Here is a 16400-nt window from a genome sequence, read left to right on the forward strand (position 1 = left end):
GAGGCTTTGTACACCTTCTATTTTACCAGAAAAAAGGGTGTTTTTCTCTATCAAATGCCCTAAAACACTAGGTATTTCAAGGCGTCAAGGGTTCGATTCTTGGTGCGAAAGTTGAGTTATTTATTAACCAAGTTGTCACAGTAGGGTGAATAAGGTTCCATATAAATGCAACTAATACAATTGAAAGTATAGTCATCCCTATATATGCTAATAAGAAATTTAAATAATTAAAATAGTTCTTAATTTCATCTATGGAGCCCAAATTGTAGAATAACTTAATTTGAAAGTAATTTATCGCTAATACCCCAATACTATAAATCAGAGAAATAGTAGTTTTATCAAAATTGTTTTCAATTCTTTTACCGCTATTTAATTTTTCATAGATTAGCTGACATGCAAAACCAGGAGCTATAATTAACAGAATAGCTATGTATTGATCCAGATAAACACCCCCTCCATTTTTAGATTAATACCTTCTATATTGTGGTCATAGTTCCTACTTCTACAAAAAATTTATTCATCGAAAAGCGGAGGACATTGTTTCCTCCGCTTAAAGTGGTTATTACTTGTTTTTTTAATCTTATTACAGAACAGTTCCACCCGCTCTATTTCCCCATTGCCAAGTCTATATTTCCTTCAATCCTTTTTTGCAACGTGCCGATCCCGGCAAGTAGGGGTATTATTAAAAATGGTATATGCAAAACAAAAGTTTCACCTCTCTTTATTCCTATAGCTCCAGCTGCCAGGTACACAGCTGTTTTATGTTATCACCCTTGGAGATATAGCAAAGGAAACCGATCTCACACCCCTGGAAATCCTTGGGCAGGTTCGCGTAATAATCAAGGCTGGCGGCTTTAATAAATCGGGCTTCAAAGTCAGAATCAATTCTTTTTGGCGCCGGCCGCCCCAGGAAATATTCACCGAACCTACATAAAAAATCGGATATACAATCAGGGTTATCCTTTAATTCGTTGAAAATAGAATTTCTCTGCGCCGCTGTCAGCCTGGAAATATAATCGGCGATCTCCGGCAGGAGCGGCTTTGTTATCTCATGCTTACTTCCCTGCATATTCATAACCTCCAGTGAATAAATAAACTACCCTTATCTGGCACGTGGCTTTTTAGATAGCCTGTTTTTCTCCGCTTCCTGATCCATCCATTCTTTAACCTTATCTTTGGAGAATATTTTTTTATTCCCAAACATCACACTGGGAAACTCCGGCCGCCTCGCCAGCTCATAGGCTTTGTTCATTCCGATCCGTAAATACTGAGCCAGTTCATTTACGGTAAGATAGTCCGGAAGATCCTCATTGCGTAATTTTCGAATATCTATGGAATTACCCCCTTCAGGCTGACATTTACCTGCTTCGACGCCACATGAAAGGCCAAAATTAAATTTCATTGCAGAATTCCTGTTGTGGAGTTTTTTTAGAATACAAAGCATATCAAACAGAATTCTTCGTTCAGTCTTCGATGCAGCCCTAAACACGCTTGTAAAACCATTGTTGAAACTCCCTGCCAGTTCTCTTTCCTTTGGCGCCAGATCGCCTTTCCATACCCCGGCCACTCGCCGCTCCCAAACCTCAAGATTTCCCACAATCCCACCTCCCATTATTTTCAGGTGAAATAATTTTAAGTGTAGCGGGCCGCCGCAGCGAACCCGCCCACCCCCTGGTTGATCTTAACATTCTATGGTTAATTCTGTAGTATTTTTTCCTCAATTACTTTTTCAATCATGTCCCTGTGCTTGCTATTAACGTAGACAAGACCATCTTTAAAAGCCACTACAAAGAGCTCAATGGGAAGATCAACAAATTTAACCATACTTTAATACCTCCTCTAGCATTATATACCTTGTGCCTATTACTGGCTCAGCCTCAAACCGGCTATAAATCCTGCCTTAACATGGTCAGCCGCTTCCAATGCACTGATACTGTCAATTAATATGTCAGTTAATTTCTTATCATCATCGTTAAGCTTAACCTTGATAGTATCTACAGCGGCTAACATTTCTTTTTGACTATTTTCGTACTCCGTGCTTCTGATAACCTTAGCGCAGCACTCACCTATAAACTGAATGAATTGTTTTCGAACATTTAAACTGCCCCCTCTGACAGAACCGAATTATGCATCTCCGGAAAAACATTTTTAAACTCAGAAAACCAAAAATATTGAGTAATAAAGCACATCTCATGAGCATACCATGTCTGGCGGCCGTTAATTTTTCTTGAAAGTGAGCTTTTGGATATCCCCATTTTTTTAGCCAGCTCAGGAATTGTTATTTCATGCTCAGCCATGAGCTCTTTAAGCCTTCTACTAACGACATTTTTCGTCATTAATAATCCCCCTTTTTCATTGCCCCATGTTGGCAGCTTTGCTATAATAACAGCAAAGCAAGCCCGTTTTCAGCGGGTTTTGTTAGAACTGCAGGAAGGATCACGCTGCCAGGCTGGACCTTCCTGCTTTGTTTTTACTCCTTTTTTGCTTGTCCATTTTTTAGCCACTCTAAAAGCGCCTGGCGGCTGAAGCGCCATTGCCGGCCTACCTTTTTGGCCGGTATTACATTCTCTCTAACGAGCTTCAACAGAGTGCTTCTACCAATCTTTAATAATTCTGCCGCCTGCGTCACGTCCAAGACTTCATTTTCCAATAATCACCACCACCTTTTTTTGCAAATTATACTCTAATATTCTACTTATTGCAACACTTTATTTAATCGTTGTTACACTTAGTTAACTCACAACACCTTTTAATAATGTTTTCGGTATTATATTAATTATATTTAATCTAAAATATCGATAGATAACTCAAATAAACTAAAAGAAATTTTATTGACATAGAATGGTTTTTTCTGTTTTTCTTTATTGTCAAACATTGTCGGAAAATGTGGAACGAAAGCTTCTCCAAATTACTCCAATTTTTGATATAGTTCCATAAAGGAGTAAAAATTAAAATCGGGATTTATTCTATTCCAATCAGACTTGGAAGTAGTAAGGAATTAGATCTTAAAAGGAGGGGGATTCCATGGGAAGAAAATATTTAGTCATTCTTTTGTTGACACTGTTTTTTGTTTTATCTTTAAAAATGAGTGCCCAAGCCTCACCACAGGTAATTCTTGATGGTAAAACTCTTATATTTGATGTACCACCCACTATTGAGGACGGACGAACGTTGGTCCCGCTACGTGCTATTTTCGAGGCTTTGGGAGCGATTGTTAAATGGGATGAAACTACTAAGACAGTTACTGCCACTAAAGACGATACGGAAACAAAACTTGTTATTGGCGGTCAGGTTTCAAAAAACGGGGTACCGGTAAATCTTGACGTGCCAGCAAAAATCATTGATGGCCGGACAATGGTACCTTTAAGATTTGTCAGTGAGGCATTTGGCTGTCAAGTTGAATGGAATAATGATACCCAGATTATAAATATTAATAAGATTTCACCTTTGCATATTAATGTGTCATCTGCCTTATACGATAGCAAAGAAGGTCAGTTTTCTATCAAATACCCATTAGGGTGGACTATAAAAGAACAAAATCAAGGCAATACTGGCTCCGGCGTTCTAATGACACCAGTAGATAAAAAGCTTGCAGGGATTCTTGCTTTTTCTATTCCAATAGATAAACAATATACTATAGATGATGCCCTCGTGCTCTATACATCAAGTTTTTCAGAGGATTTTATAGAGATATCCCGTAGTAAAGTTAATATCAACACTGGTGAAGCATGGCTTATATTGAACAATCAGAACGAAAAAGTATCTTCTAATGCCTATGTGATAGTCTCTGTCGATAATTATCGTTATTATCAAGTAATTGCTTGGGGGGAGACACCCGACTGGCCAGCAATTGAAAATTCTTATAGGGAGATAGTGTGTAGTATTTCTCCTGCTAAAAATGAAAGTAAAATACCGCCATCTAATATAAGCTCTGAACTATCAAAAGAATTTGGCAGCATTGGCGGCCTAAGCAGTTATAAAATAAGTGATTTTACAATTAGCGACACAATTTTTGTAAGCTTTGAAATGAATGATTATGATGCAGATAAAAGGTGGCATGAGTTACCAGAATCAACACGTAGGTCATTTTTACAGTCTGTCCTAAACCGCTTACGTGGTTGGTTTCCTAATAAGGATATTTCTGTAACAGTTAAATTAACATTTGATTACCACACTTGGAACCCGGATCTAGATGACCATATTGTAAGTTTTGATGTTAAGAGAGGATGGTATGTTTCAAATACCTATTATAGTGGCAGTGCATATTATTTTAAAAGTTTAAATACGACTTCCATAAATCCAGATAAGTAATTAATATCATTTATATAATTAAAGCCATGCCCCTTCAAACACATGTTGCAAGGAAACACCATTTTTCAACCAGGGCTAAGTCCTCGGGAGCCAATCTTTTAAGGGCTCCGTATGTTGCCGCTTTTTCAGCTTCTTTCAGCGCGCTCCTGGCTAAGAGCCGATCCCGCAAATCAGTGAACCACTCCGGCTCAGTCATGGGGTTCCCGGTAGTAGGAGAACCCAGACGGCAAAGATGAGCCCTTAGAGGGGCCATGTTTGCATTGAGAAAAACAATCTGTACCTGCAGGTCTTTATGCCGGTTCAACGGAGGGATAGGCATAAAGTTTGCCTTCTACGCGCCGGCGCCAATCAGGTTTTTTTGGGCAAGGTAATCACCGCCCGTTTTTAAATGCTTTTGCCGAACCTAACGCGACAACAGGGCCACCCTCCGTAACAACCACCATGTTGGTATCCCCGCCAACAGCATTGCCTATTCCAAAGATTTCCCTGAAAAATCCCCCCGCCTCAATGTTTAGAACTACAAATTTATAGATCTCTTCTAAGGTAAGATCTTCCCACTGGGGTACGATATCCTTTAATAGCTTATTTGGTATCTCAGTGTTGCCGGCGCGTACCATTGCAGGCTGAAAAGTATCCGTATCGGGCTGATACCCATAATGGCTTCTTATGTTTCCGTTTTCATCGTTGGTATAGATTAACATCACGGGGAGTATTTGCCCATTAACATAAGGGACCTTTTCATACCCGCCAATAACAAAAGCAAAATCCACTGGGTATTCAGTCAGGCCAGTATTTATTTCCTCAGCAATTTGAAAAATGTTCTTACCTTCAATACTAATGTTCCGGAAAACATCAGAACTTTTCCACACCACCGTTCCGTCTTTCTTTTTCAAGCTACCGACACCGGTGTGACCTATCACATATTTGCCACCCAGTATATTAATTTTGGGACAATCGTCACTGAATGTCTTGTAAAATCCTGTGCCGCCATCTGTGCCGTTTGTAACCCGGCGTGAGTCCGACCCCATGACAATTCCTTTACGCGAGACCACACTCATTATTAGGGACATTTTGAGACCCCCTTTATTACTTCCCCGGGTATCACAGTTATACTTTCAAACGAAGCGGCCCATTCTAATACGTCTTTTGCCGTCTCTTTGTACTTATCAACGGACGCATCTTCGTTTCCTCCGGGAACGTGAGTTAATAAATCCTGTGGTAGTAATGTAAGCCCCTGACCCTGTAGTTTTGTCAGATTAGACGCAGCGTCAGCAATTATCTTTTCTTGTTCTGCCATCTGGCGATCTGTTTCCTGTTGTCTTGTCTGGTTGAATTGTTCCTGCTGCTCAGCTGCCCGCTGCCGGCTGAACTCCGCTGTTTGCCTGTAGTTTTCGGCAAACCCAGTTAACCCAATACTCTCAGCTCCAGCAGCTAAAGATTCGTACATTGATGCCTCACGATTATAAGCGGTACTTCCCCAGTCAAAGAAGGTTTTTTCGGCAGCGAGTAAACCTCTTAACGCTGCGCCCTCTTCTTTTAGCGCCTGAATTCTTTGTAATGCCCCGTCAATCGTGGCCTGTGTCTGGGAGTTCTGTGCCTTAATAGTGTTTTGAACGGCGATCCGCTCGGCTTCTGATTTGCTGGATATGGCGCTCTTTTCATCATCGATAGCCTGTTCAGTGAACCCGGCAGCCTTTAACCTTTCTAGCGCCGCCTCTCCTATGGCAATACCCAAGCCTTCTTCTATTGCTGTCAAATCTTTCTTAACCTGGGCAGACTGCTCTTCGCTCATGGTTCCGCTTTCAATCTGACTTTGAAGAGCCTGGTGATACCCGGCCATTTTGGTAAGGTAATCCTGTTCCTGCTGATACTGTTGAATTTTTTGCTGTCCTATGGTGATATTGTCCTCAGCTGCCTGGCTTAAGCTTAGTTGCGCTTTCCTTGCTTCACCGGATTTATAAACAAACAGTGCAATAGCCCCTGCTATTAGAGTAAGGCCACCGGTAGCCAGAGCTGATGTTGTTGCCAGCCTACTCATGGCCGCGGAACTTATATTGGTAGCTGTGGCCAGGGATATTTCCCCGGTTGCCGCAAGCCCGGCTGAAGCGGCTATAGCTGCATTGGTTCCTGAAAGAGCAGCCATAATCGGTGTTACCCTTGAATATACACCCATAATCATCTTGCCGGCCAACAGGAGAGATCCCAGACCTAAACCAGCGTTTATTGCCCCGGAACTAACCTTATTTAAACCCAAAATGGTTTGTTCAAGAACATCTATCATACTCTTTAAAGTGGTCCTAAGCCCCGTATCACCGGCGCCGGAAAAAGTCTCGATAAATACGGCATGGAGGGATTTGGCTTTTCGTTCAATTGTGTCAAGCTGCTGGGCAGCCATCTGCATAGTCATTCCCTGAGAATTAATGCTCCTGGCAACGTTTTTTGTGATTTCATCAAAGCTGCCAAGAGTGGCGGCAAGTTTACTATACTGAAACTTTCCAGATGAAGCAGCCAAGACCGCCTCGTTTAGTTCCTCCTGGCTTATTTTGGTATCCTTTGTCGCCAAAGCTAAATCGAGAATGATATCATAGGCACTCCGGAGTTCCCCGTTAGCATCCCGCATTTTTACGCCAATGGCTTCAATGGATTCTTCTATTGCCTTAGTGGGAGCGGATAGTTGAACAAAGACTGTCCGAAGCATACGGCCAAGGTTGCCGCCCTGCCCCTGAAGACCCGTTGCCCGAACCGCTGAGGCCCCGACCCCTAAAAGTTGATCCATGTCAACCTTTGCATTTTTTGCGGCTCCGGATGCTTGCTGTAAGATTTGTATAAGGTCCGATGCCTGAGCCATTGATTCGTGAGATAAGCGGGTAAGGCTGTCCATTAGTTTACCTGAAAAGGCCAGGACTTCATTTGTGGATTTGAGTTCTTTACCGTAAACGCTTAATGCGGCCTCATTACCTTTTACAGCATCCTCAAGCTTAACAGAGTCAATGACATTGAGTAGAATAGCATCATTTGTAAGGCCCATTACAGTTTCTAGATCCTTGTACATTCGGCCAAAAGACCTGGCGCTATTCATAGTGTCATCTAAATCGGCGCCGTATTTAATCGTAAGGTCAAGGGCTTTTTGTGTCGCCGCATTATAGGCAGTTTGGTCATGGGCGATCTCGGGGAGGACTGTCTGGAGCCCCTTCATTCCACGCTCGACGTCAATTAAACCTTTTTTCATAGTTTCCAAAACACCAAAGATCATAGCGCCTGTTAACAGCCAGTTCGCATGGTGAAACAAGACGTTGGGGTTAAAGACACGAGACAGCACACTGTACTGGTTTGACAGGTCTTTGACCGTTCGGACATGTTCCCTTGACACCTGGTTGACCGTCCTGGTCGCTTTTTCAATCTCTTTGGTATTGTTCCCGACAATAGATAAAGCACGGCCGTACTGATCATAAATAACCCTGTCGCCTAAAAGCTGCGTGGCCATGCTGGTATTGGAGACACGCGCTAAATCGGCGGCGGTTACCCTGAGCATTTTCAACTGTTTGTCCAGCATAGCGGTTTCACTAGCAAGCTGGCGAGTAGAAAGCAGTGCTTGACTGTAGTCAACCCCAATTCTCGAAATGATTTGAAGCATTGCATTGTCTGGCATTTTTAATCATCTCCAATCAAAAGGAATTTTTACTAAAACATTGAAATAATAACCAAAAGGAGGTTTTTACTATGTCTTCAGCCCTGCGAATAATCGGAATTATTGTGATTATTGGTGGATTTATATGTGGGCTATGTATTATTTCTGAGATTGAGCAGCTATTAGTCGGCATCATATGTGTTTTTTCTGGTGTAATAATCGGTGTAATGCTTTTAGCAGGAGCGGTTATTATTGATCTTCTTGACAGGATCGTAGTAAATCAGGAAAACATATTGCCGGAAAACGAATCAATAAAACCCGTTCAAGACAGCGTAGAAGGCTAAATTTACACCGATTGACGCTTTAGTTAACCGCTGGTTATTTATAGTTGAAGTAATCCCTTGCAATGTTGTCTCGGTTTTTATTATTCCGCAGTGCCCCAATAATTTTTAAGTACGCATCGTCCAAGGGATTAAGCATATCGACGCCCAAGATTTTTAAAGCAGCCTCGGTTTCAACAAGGCTGGCCAAGAGACAGTTTACTTCTATCAACCTACTGCATATATCCTCTGTTACCTTACTGGCAAGCGCCATAAGAAAACCGGTTGCCGCCTCAAGTTCACCCTCGTGCTCAGGCGGGATTTCCTGCCGCTGGACCTCTTGATTTGTAAGACAGGCAGCTGCAAGTGCATCGTTTAACCCTTGAACAGTTTTACGAATTTCATCCAGATACATGAAACCACTTCCTTTCAGGGATATATAGACCCGGGACGAATCCCGATGGCGGGCCAATTAAAACTTCTACAGCCACCTGTGACACCCGCGCCTTTTGCGTAGAAGACGGAATTATTACTTCAGGAACCGGACTAATCCTACCTGCCATACTATCTCACCTCAATTTTTTAGAAAATCACTTCTAACAGGTTAATCACTCCCTCCGGTGCTAAGCTCCACGGCGCCAGATCCGTCCTTCCAGGCGATTTTGAGTGAAAGTGGCGCATTACCACGGGGAGCGGATCCGCTTAAAACCTGCCGTTTATCAATACAAATGCCGGCTGCGACAACCAGGTCACGAACGCTCGTATCTTTCAGATTCCTATTTTTGATTTCCCGAAGAAACGTATCAGCAGCTTCCTCGAATTGCTTCGCCAGGGCAACATCGGCCGTTAATTTGTTCTCGCCGAAAGCTTCTCTAATGATAAAACCTACGGTTTCCCTGTTAAGGTTAAATTTTTTAGCGGTTTTCGTAATGTTTTTGGTCACTAGAAAATCTTCGATAATCTGATCCCTTGTTTCGTCCGGAATTTTGTTGTGACCGCCCCGGCCGGTGTTGGGCATAGGGCTTAAAACCTCAGTATCGCTTTCCCCGGGGGGTATGACTTCGAGATCGCAATACCGAATATTATTTTTTTCGGTATTGTCTGGTTGGGGGGGTTCGGTTTCGGTAAGTATAAGCTGGGTAGATGGATTTTTGTTATTTGTCATAATATGGGCAATGCTCCTTTCTTGGTGTGGGGAAGGGGGGAGAAATCAGTTCACCCCGACACCCACTAAAGATAAAAAGACATACTATTTTTTAAATGTGTTATACTATTTACTATTATTTAATTAATTAGTGTGCTACAATGTTTAAGGGGCGGTTGCGGTCATACATTTCGCATAGGGCATCCATTATCTCAGGAGGGAAAGTTTGAGGATCCCGCTGAAGTTGGTTTATGATATAGCGCTCAAAACTGCCGGATGCTCTTTTTCTGTTTTTCGCCCGGCAGAACCAGGCCCAGAGGATCCAAATCGACGCATGAACTTTAACCGGCAAAGTTGCCCTTGAATAAACAAGGTTCCAGCTTTGTCGTTTAACCCGCTCCTGCTGCTGAAATGTAGCCAAGTATCCAGGATGTTTTAACTTTAACTTTTCCACCCGCCGGCACCGGTCCATGTGTTCAAGACGGTCACCGGCCAGGTCAGGACAAAAGCTGAAGCCGCACCTTTCACAAAATTTGATTTTCATTTTTACATAAACCTCATAATATTTTTTGTTTTAGCCGCCTCCCGGACCCGCTCCCCTGGGGCGGCATTTTTCTTTATATAAATATCCCACTATGGTTGATATAAGGAGTCAACTCAGCGGGATAAGCCATGTTCAATATAGGGTGAGTTAAATACCCTGATAGTGTTTTTAACCACCGCACAACACTTGAAAAATAGCAATATTCTATTGAAGCAATCTGAGACTGTACTGTTCCCTTCCCCTGAAGCCATATTCTCTTAGCTCTACTCGCCATGTTAGACCATTCCATTATAGGCCGACTTTCAGGCTCACCGTGAACGGTGCGAAGAAGAAGGTTTGTCCCGGTAGTCACTTTTTCACAAGTCGAAAGAGTCGATCCGGTATGTATGGGCAAAATCTTGTTAACATGACTGCTGTTTCCCTGTGGTTTAATATTTATTTTGCTTAAAATATTACCCATACTTGGTTCCATTAAGGAGATTACCCCCCTTGTAGTTGACTACGTAGTCACTTGCATGACTACGCCTCACCCTTACTCCCATAAGGACTAAGGGGATTTGTAGTCACGTAGTCACTTTTTCTCAACATACTTTATAAAAGAAAGAAAAAATAAATTCAAGTTTAGGTTTTTTTATCTCTTAATATATATTTGTTTTTTAATGACTACTGACTACAATATAAGGTTAAACCTTGGGAGAGTAAGGACAAAGGCGTAGTCAGTTTGTAGTCAGCGTAGTCGATTTAATGACTACAGCCCTTTTTCAAGTACCCCCCACTTGAAACAATGCAAACGGCGTGGGCCACCATTCATTCTTACGCTTTTTATCTCAAGCGCCTTTTTATCAATCAACTCATTGAAAACAGCGTCTGGATTAAAGCTATGCCGCTTAAGTTCCTCCCGTAAAAGAGATCCGAATACCCCAACCCCAATACCATCTTCCCATTTCCCAAAAACTCTTCCAATAACATTTGCGCCTTCTTCAAAACTACTCCGGTTTGAGAAAATGAAATCGCGAATAACATCGAACCCAGCGATCCCCGTGCTTCGATTACTGTTTTTTAGAACTAACTCACAAAATGGTTCTTCAAAAAGTACAGGCAAGCCACTTTCCCCGAAATCCAAATCCCACCCAAAACCAAACAAATCATTAATCAAAGTTGCCACCAAAACTATCGCCGCGAAATACTTTGCTTTCCTCTCGGCAACTTCTACACCCTCACAATGAGGCATTAACGAGACCCAAATATCTTTAAATTTTTTTCTTAATTTCGGCCATTCGTTCCGATTATCTATTAACCACCTAACAAACCTTGGTGCCCCATGACCATAATTCTGGAGTGCGGATTCAACAGCAACTTGAACACTCTCCCCGCAGCTGCCACCCCATGGATTTCTGACTGTTAGAACTCGTGCCCGGGCACCGGTCCACGTTGACACGTCTTCCAATGCTGCTTCACCCGTAGTTATCGCCACTAAATTCCACTTTTTAACAAACTGGTTGCCTCCGGTTTTTGAGCCTCGGGTTTTACCCGTTCCATTTGCAATTAGATAAACCAAATTTTTTAATACCCTTTCATCAAGTACCGAATGAGTATCATCTAAAAAAAGAAAGCAGTCATTTAATGAGTAACACAGGTTTTCAATTCCATATGGTGTTGCGTTAAATAATTTCAAAAGTGAGGCGGGTTTTATTTTGCCACAATACCCCAGGGAACTCCCTGCAATTATACCCGCTGATGTCTTTCCAGTGCTGGAGCGATCCGCTATATCAACAATGAATGAATCCATATCTATGATTTTCAAAATGAACCCAACATAAGCAGCGGCTACTATGATCATTAATTTTGCTCTCCCCATAGTAGCAAACCTGATGTTATTAACGTAGGCATCATAAGTTCCCCTCGGTTGGAGTGCCTTTAAAGTCAAATTTGTATCGATATCGTTGCTATGAAAACAAACCGAGACCGCCTTTTCACTACTGTAAATTGAATCACCTAAAATAAAAGAACCACCATGCCACCCAAAGCGTTCGGATGTATGGCTAACCCCAAGCCTGTCCTTATTGATTGCCTCAAAATCCCCCAAAAAGGAAACCAGCTTCCCTGCCTTGTGTATAGTTATGGGTAACCCCATATTAGACAAACCAATAAAACGCTTAGGATCTGCAAAAGTGATTCGCAGGTCCACTATTTTATGCAAGATACCATCACGCCAAAAACCGAATTCAATTTTTTCGGGACCTCCGTTAATGTCCACGAGTCGGCGATTTATTAAAATCGGACAAAAACAATCTTGAATGGTTTCCATTCTACCCGTGATGATATTTTTTTCCAGATGGAACAAGCCGTCCCTGTTTAAAGACCACCCGGGCGGGATAATAAGTCCAGCTACCTCCACCGGCATACTACTATCGTCAGAAAAACAATCACCAACAGTTCTATCACTGGTTTCAACTGGCAGTGTATTTTCTTTTTTGGTTTCTGTCACTGCTTTTTTTAGATCAGTCTTAAATCCCCTAACACCAACTGCTTCAACATCATTGATAAATCTCTGATATTCGACCTCTGACACTATAGACAAAGCAAGTAAGACCTGATCACTTAAAAGGATCTGCTTAGCTTGACCAGGTTCCCGCTTAATATCACCTAAGGCTAAATCTAAGATCTTCGTGGCTTCTTCTGTAGCCATAAATGGTCTTTGATTTGTTTTAATCAAATCTAACAATGCTGTCGAAGGGTTATCAACACCCGTTTCTTGAAAGTGATATAACCAATCATCAACACCCATTTTTTCAGACATCAGTATTCTCCTTTCGTGGGAGAATACACAAATTCACGTCCGCTCCACGATTGGATAACTCCCTGGCCAGTGCAATCATTGCCGCCCGGATCAGGCGATTTTCGGCGGCGTCACTGTCAAAAATGATACTAACGGACCGTCGCCAATTTAGTAAATTAAATTCTTGACAAACACCCTCTGAAGTCCGCCAGCTCCACACCCCGGCTACACCAACGGCGGGAAGGCCAGCCTGGACTAAGGACAGTGTCTTTTTTTCGCCTTCGGTTACATAAAGCTGAGTGTCTTTTTTTAACTCTTCCCCTGGTAATGGCAGGTAGAGGTGATTCTCCTGGCCTTTTCGTGATAAATACCGAATTTCTTTTGGTCCCTTACTTTTGTTTCTATAGCCGTCTTCAACACCTTCAATATATAGGGGCTCATCCAACCGAACGCGCCGGAACCCATCAATGTGGGGGTAAGGAAACACAAGGCCGCCGCTTTTGATATCGCGCCGCTGGAAGAGGCCTTGAAGTTCGTTTTGGTCAGCGGACCATAGACCGGCACGCTTTATTAGGGCCATGTCGGTGATACCACTTTGTTGAAGCTGTTCCAAATGTCTTTCGTTAAGTTTTTTCTCCCCGCTCATTTATAAAACTCCATCTTCTTTTTTGTTTTATATCCCTGCATTCTTTTCCAACCAGCGGCGAAGACTATCACGTGGGATAATAAACTTTTTACCAATTTTCACTACTGGGAACCCAGGCCGGTGACAAAGCTCATAAATAGCCTGTTTTCCGAGAGGGATTATCCCTTCTTTCCAGATTATTTCCGGGACCAGATTAACCGGCAGCTTATCCCAATCAACAACCATTTTTATCCCTCCATTACCTGTCTTACAAATCCATCTTCATTAAAAAGTTCACCCTCGGGCACTCCTAGACAACCAGCAGTTTTTTTCCGCAGTTTTGGGTATGCATACCGTTTGCCGCTAATAACCTGGGAGATTAAACTAGGATTAACTTCTAACATGAAGCCCAATTTTGTTACAGAAATTTGCCTTTCCTCCATGGCCTTTCTTAGCGCAATCACGTTGACTTTACACTTCCTTTCTGGTATTATTTAGTTAAGAGTAATTACTTAACACAAAAAACATTTACTCTTTACAAATCAATAGTATCAGTAACAGGTAATTGGTTCAAGAGTAAACAATTACCTCTTTGATTAAAAACAAACAATTACTACCCTGATAAGGGGGTTATTAAATGGAATGGGTAAAGCTAAGCAAGGCAAGGATTAAAAAGATTTCCGAAGTTGATTTTGTTATTGCTGACTGTGGTAGAGATAATGAAAATGGTCCCCGGAAATATAAGATCTTAAAGGAAATTCAATATGATTTATTTCCGCGTTTATTGAACTTGCATTTATCTAATGATGAGGAAGTATGTAAATTTGTTTCAAACTATGGGTTTCTTGGACTTTATTGGCATTACATTAAATATTGGGATGGCAAATTACCATTGGATCCATTGATAACACAGATATTTAGCATCCCTCTTCACAGGGTGTTTTCTAAGGGCGAATTAATTAGAAATAGACTCGCTTCTACAACAAAGCTTAATCAAGATATTTATGCTCTCGATGTACTTTGGGATGAAAACGAATGGACAATGTACAGAGAGCCACTACAATACATTAAAAAAGAATCTTACGACTTAGCAGAATATGCAAAAATGCTATTAAACTGGGAGACAAGGACAAAAGATTCAATAATCATCAGCGATACAGTATGTTTGAAAGAGCAAGGCGGCAAAAAAGCCTTTGTTACTTATCGACCCTTTTATGAATGCGAACTTAAAAAGATTGATAAAAAATTCTATTATATGCCAGTTTCTAACACCTTAATTGAATACGCTTATAATATGCTGCCTATATTACTGAATGATGGTTTGCCGCTCCATCAGTGTGAAAGCGAGACATGTCAAAGGTTTTTTATATCAACAAAGAAAAAGCATTGCACTACAAAATGTAGGAATGCACAGGGGAAAAGAGAGGACAGACAAAGAACTGCAATAATTGGAAGGTTAAACAAAGGTAAATCCTTAGAAGAGGCGGCAAGGGGGTATGATTGGCAGAAAGTATTAGCCTGGAGAGAGAAGGGCTTAATATAAGTTTGACAGATTAAACAAGGGGGAATGATTAATGGCAAAGAAAAGTAAAACCGAGAAAGGAGAAAAACCGAGACGGCCCAGGGGCGCTAATGGTGAAGGTGGTATTACTCAGTTAAAGAATGGGCTCTGGCAAGCCCGGATCAGTAGACGCGAACCGGACGGCAGGCTAAAGCGGATTGCTTTCTATGGAAAGACACGGCAGGAAGTCCATGAAAAGTTAGTCAAAGCACTGCGTGAAGTGCAAACTGGTTCCTTTATTGATCCTAACAAGGACAGCTTTGGCGAATGGCTCAATACATGGCTCAGCAAGTATAAGAAAACCAAAATAAGTGATTCTACTTTTGCGTTATACCAGTACGTTGCGGAAAAACACATTCTACCAAGTATTGAAAAGACTCCGCTTCAAAAATTGGAAACCAAGCATGTCCAGAATATCCTAAACAATATGCAGGAAGCCGGCAAATCTTCCCGGCTGATCCATTTAGCCCACCAGGTTATTAATGGCGCCTTAAAACAAGCTGTCAGAGAACAGAAGATTTATCGCAACGTTTGTGATGCTACAGAACTACCTAAATTAACCTATAAAGAAATTAAACCTTTGAGCAAGGACCAGGTTAAAAAATTCCTGGAGGCAGCAAAAGCAAACAAGAGGACAAAAAAGCATTACCCTGCTTTCATTTTGGAACTTTCAACTGGTCTTCGCCGCGGTGAATTATTAGCCCTGAGATGGAAGGACATAGATTTAGACAAAGGAATTTTGCAAGTAAGACAGAGTTTAAACAGGGTGGTTAAGGAGAGCGGCGGCAAGAAAACCCAACTAATGTTCAGTGAGCCCAAAACAAAGAAAAGCCAGAGAGTAATAAAAGTCCCGGCTCACGCGATGACTGAATTAAAAGCCCACCAACTAGCAACCGGTAACAGAGATAAACCAGAAGCCCTGATCTTTGCTTCTAAGGAAGGCAAGCCGATTGATCCACGTTCCTTCACTAAGATGTATGAGAGACTTCTGATAAAAGCTGAACTTCCCAAAACCTCATTTCATGCCCTCCGTCACACAGTGGCAGTATTATTACTCCAGGCTGGAGAAAAACCAAAGAACATACAGGACCTATTGGGCCACGAGAAGTACAGTACTACCATGGATATTTACGCTTCTTATGTTCCGGATGATGAAAAAGAAAAAACTGCTGAAAACTTAAATTCAATACTAGAAGAGGTAATGTAAAAAGTCCCTGTCTTAGGACAGAGACTTTCCACGGAATTAAGTACCAGGGCCGCCACCCTGGTATATTTTTTTGAGGAAAAAATCATCAAAAAAACTCTATTGGCATAAAAATTGGCATACTAGCCTATTGGCATATAAACGAAAAGCCCCGGAGGGCTTATTTTCACTGGTGGGCGAGGCCAGGATTGAACTGGCGACCTCCTGCGTGTCAAGCAGGCGTTCTCCCACTGAACTACCCGCCCAGTAATATATATTATCGTCGATGGCCCGCTAAAAGTCAA

At 41.8% G+C, this 16400-nt stretch carries 19 protein-coding genes and 1 tRNA gene; 4 read left to right on the plus strand and 16 right to left on the minus strand.

The features are described 5' to 3' along the window. Nucleotides 1–727: 727 nt before the first annotated feature. From NC238_13970 to NC238_13985, 4 genes are all read right to left on the minus strand, one after another. The gene (locus NC238_13970) at nucleotides 728–1069 is read right to left on the minus strand and encodes a hypothetical protein (GenBank protein ID MCM1567013.1); all 342 of its coding nucleotides are present in this window, start codon (nucleotides 1067–1069) and stop codon (nucleotides 728–730) included. A 33-nt stretch (nucleotides 1070–1102) separates the two neighbouring features. Further along, complete coding sequence (locus NC238_13975; protein MCM1567014.1) at nucleotides 1103–1597, minus strand: helix-turn-helix domain-containing protein; 495 nt, start codon at nucleotides 1595–1597, stop codon at nucleotides 1103–1105. Nucleotides 1598–2096: 499 nt separating this feature from the next. Then, the gene (locus NC238_13980; protein ID MCM1567015.1) at nucleotides 2097–2336 is read right to left on the minus strand and encodes a helix-turn-helix transcriptional regulator; all 240 of its coding nucleotides are present in this window, start codon (nucleotides 2334–2336) and stop codon (nucleotides 2097–2099) included. A 134-nt stretch (nucleotides 2337–2470) separates the two neighbouring features. Beyond that, a complete protein-coding gene (locus tag NC238_13985) occupies nucleotides 2471–2650 on the minus strand; it encodes a helix-turn-helix domain-containing protein (GenBank protein MCM1567016.1) in 180 nt (59 codons plus the stop codon). Between the two features lie 374 nt (nucleotides 2651–3024). Between NC238_13985 and NC238_13990 the strand changes: the two genes are divergently transcribed. Beyond that, on the plus strand, nucleotides 3025–4311 hold the full coding sequence (locus NC238_13990) for a copper amine oxidase N-terminal domain-containing protein (protein ID MCM1567017.1): 1287 nt from the start codon (nucleotides 3025–3027) through the stop codon (nucleotides 4309–4311). A gap of 34 nt (nucleotides 4312–4345) precedes the next feature. Here NC238_13990 and NC238_13995 read toward each other — a convergent pair whose 3' ends face one another. The 3 genes from NC238_13995 to NC238_14005 are packed head-to-tail and all read right to left on the minus strand — an operon-like array spanning nucleotide 4346 to nucleotide 7960. After that, nucleotides 4346–4630 (minus strand): hypothetical protein, encoded by a 285-nt coding sequence (locus NC238_13995; protein MCM1567018.1) that lies wholly within the window; start codon nucleotides 4628–4630, stop codon nucleotides 4346–4348. Nucleotides 4631–4682: 52 nt separating this feature from the next. After that, complete coding sequence (locus tag NC238_14000) at nucleotides 4683–5381, minus strand: hypothetical protein (GenBank protein ID MCM1567019.1); 699 nt, start codon at nucleotides 5379–5381, stop codon at nucleotides 4683–4685. Next, the gene (locus NC238_14005; GenBank protein MCM1567020.1) at nucleotides 5372–7960 is read right to left on the minus strand and encodes a phage tail tape measure protein; all 2589 of its coding nucleotides are present in this window, start codon (nucleotides 7958–7960) and stop codon (nucleotides 5372–5374) included. The genes NC238_14000 and NC238_14005 overlap by 10 nt, the downstream gene beginning before the upstream one ends. A 71-nt stretch (nucleotides 7961–8031) precedes the next feature. Here NC238_14005 and NC238_14010 point away from each other — a divergent pair, with 71 nt between their 5' ends. Then, nucleotides 8032–8283, plus strand: coding sequence for a hypothetical protein (locus NC238_14010; GenBank protein MCM1567021.1), 252 nt, complete (start codon nucleotides 8032–8034; stop codon nucleotides 8281–8283). A gap of 34 nt (nucleotides 8284–8317) precedes the next feature. Here the strand turns inward: NC238_14010 and NC238_14015 are convergent, their stop codons facing one another. The 8 genes from NC238_14015 to NC238_14050 form a co-directional block, all read right to left on the minus strand. Beyond that, nucleotides 8318–8674, minus strand: coding sequence for a hypothetical protein (locus NC238_14015; protein MCM1567022.1), 357 nt, complete (start codon nucleotides 8672–8674; stop codon nucleotides 8318–8320). A gap of 189 nt (nucleotides 8675–8863) precedes the next feature. Further along, entirely contained in the window at nucleotides 8864–9424 is a 561-nt protein-coding gene (locus tag NC238_14020; GenBank protein MCM1567023.1) for a hypothetical protein, read from the minus strand. A gap of 127 nt (nucleotides 9425–9551) precedes the next feature. Then, on the minus strand, nucleotides 9552–9947 hold the full coding sequence (locus NC238_14025) for a hypothetical protein (GenBank protein ID MCM1567024.1): 396 nt from the start codon (nucleotides 9945–9947) through the stop codon (nucleotides 9552–9554). A 73-nt stretch (nucleotides 9948–10020) separates the two neighbouring features. Next, nucleotides 10021–10419 (minus strand): hypothetical protein, encoded by a 399-nt coding sequence (locus NC238_14030; protein MCM1567025.1) that lies wholly within the window; start codon nucleotides 10417–10419, stop codon nucleotides 10021–10023. A 276-nt stretch (nucleotides 10420–10695) separates the two neighbouring features. Beyond that, the gene (locus tag NC238_14035) at nucleotides 10696–12747 is read right to left on the minus strand and encodes a DUF927 domain-containing protein (GenBank protein ID MCM1567026.1); all 2052 of its coding nucleotides are present in this window, start codon (nucleotides 12745–12747) and stop codon (nucleotides 10696–10698) included. Beyond that, nucleotides 12740–13372, minus strand: a complete 633-nt coding sequence (locus NC238_14040; GenBank protein MCM1567027.1) for a DUF3854 domain-containing protein — start codon at nucleotides 13370–13372, stop codon at nucleotides 12740–12742. Before NC238_14040 ends, NC238_14035 begins: the two co-directional genes overlap by 8 nt. 27 nt (nucleotides 13373–13399) lie before the next feature. Next, nucleotides 13400–13597 (minus strand): helix-turn-helix domain-containing protein, encoded by a 198-nt coding sequence (locus NC238_14045; GenBank protein ID MCM1567028.1) that lies wholly within the window; start codon nucleotides 13595–13597, stop codon nucleotides 13400–13402. Nucleotides 13598–13599: 2 nt separating this feature from the next. Next, nucleotides 13600–13815, minus strand: a complete 216-nt coding sequence (locus NC238_14050; GenBank protein MCM1567029.1) for a helix-turn-helix domain-containing protein — start codon at nucleotides 13813–13815, stop codon at nucleotides 13600–13602. A 173-nt stretch (nucleotides 13816–13988) separates the two neighbouring features. On the opposite strand from NC238_14050, the gene NC238_14055 reads away from it, so the two are divergent. Further along, the gene (locus tag NC238_14055) at nucleotides 13989–14894 is read left to right on the plus strand and encodes a hypothetical protein (GenBank protein MCM1567030.1); all 906 of its coding nucleotides are present in this window, start codon (nucleotides 13989–13991) and stop codon (nucleotides 14892–14894) included. A 31-nt stretch (nucleotides 14895–14925) separates the two neighbouring features. Beyond that, complete coding sequence (locus NC238_14060) at nucleotides 14926–16119, plus strand: site-specific integrase (protein ID MCM1567031.1); 1194 nt, start codon at nucleotides 14926–14928, stop codon at nucleotides 16117–16119. Nucleotides 16120–16286: 167 nt separating this feature from the next. Here the strand turns inward: NC238_14060 and NC238_14065 are convergent. Next, nucleotides 16287–16361: transfer RNA gene (locus tag NC238_14065), tRNA-Val, on the minus strand. Nucleotides 16362–16400 lie beyond the last annotated feature (39 nt).

The sequence above is a fragment of the Dehalobacter sp. genome (genome assembly GCA_023667845.1).
Taxonomy (GTDB): domain Bacteria; phylum Bacillota; class Desulfitobacteriia; order Desulfitobacteriales; family Syntrophobotulaceae; genus Dehalobacter.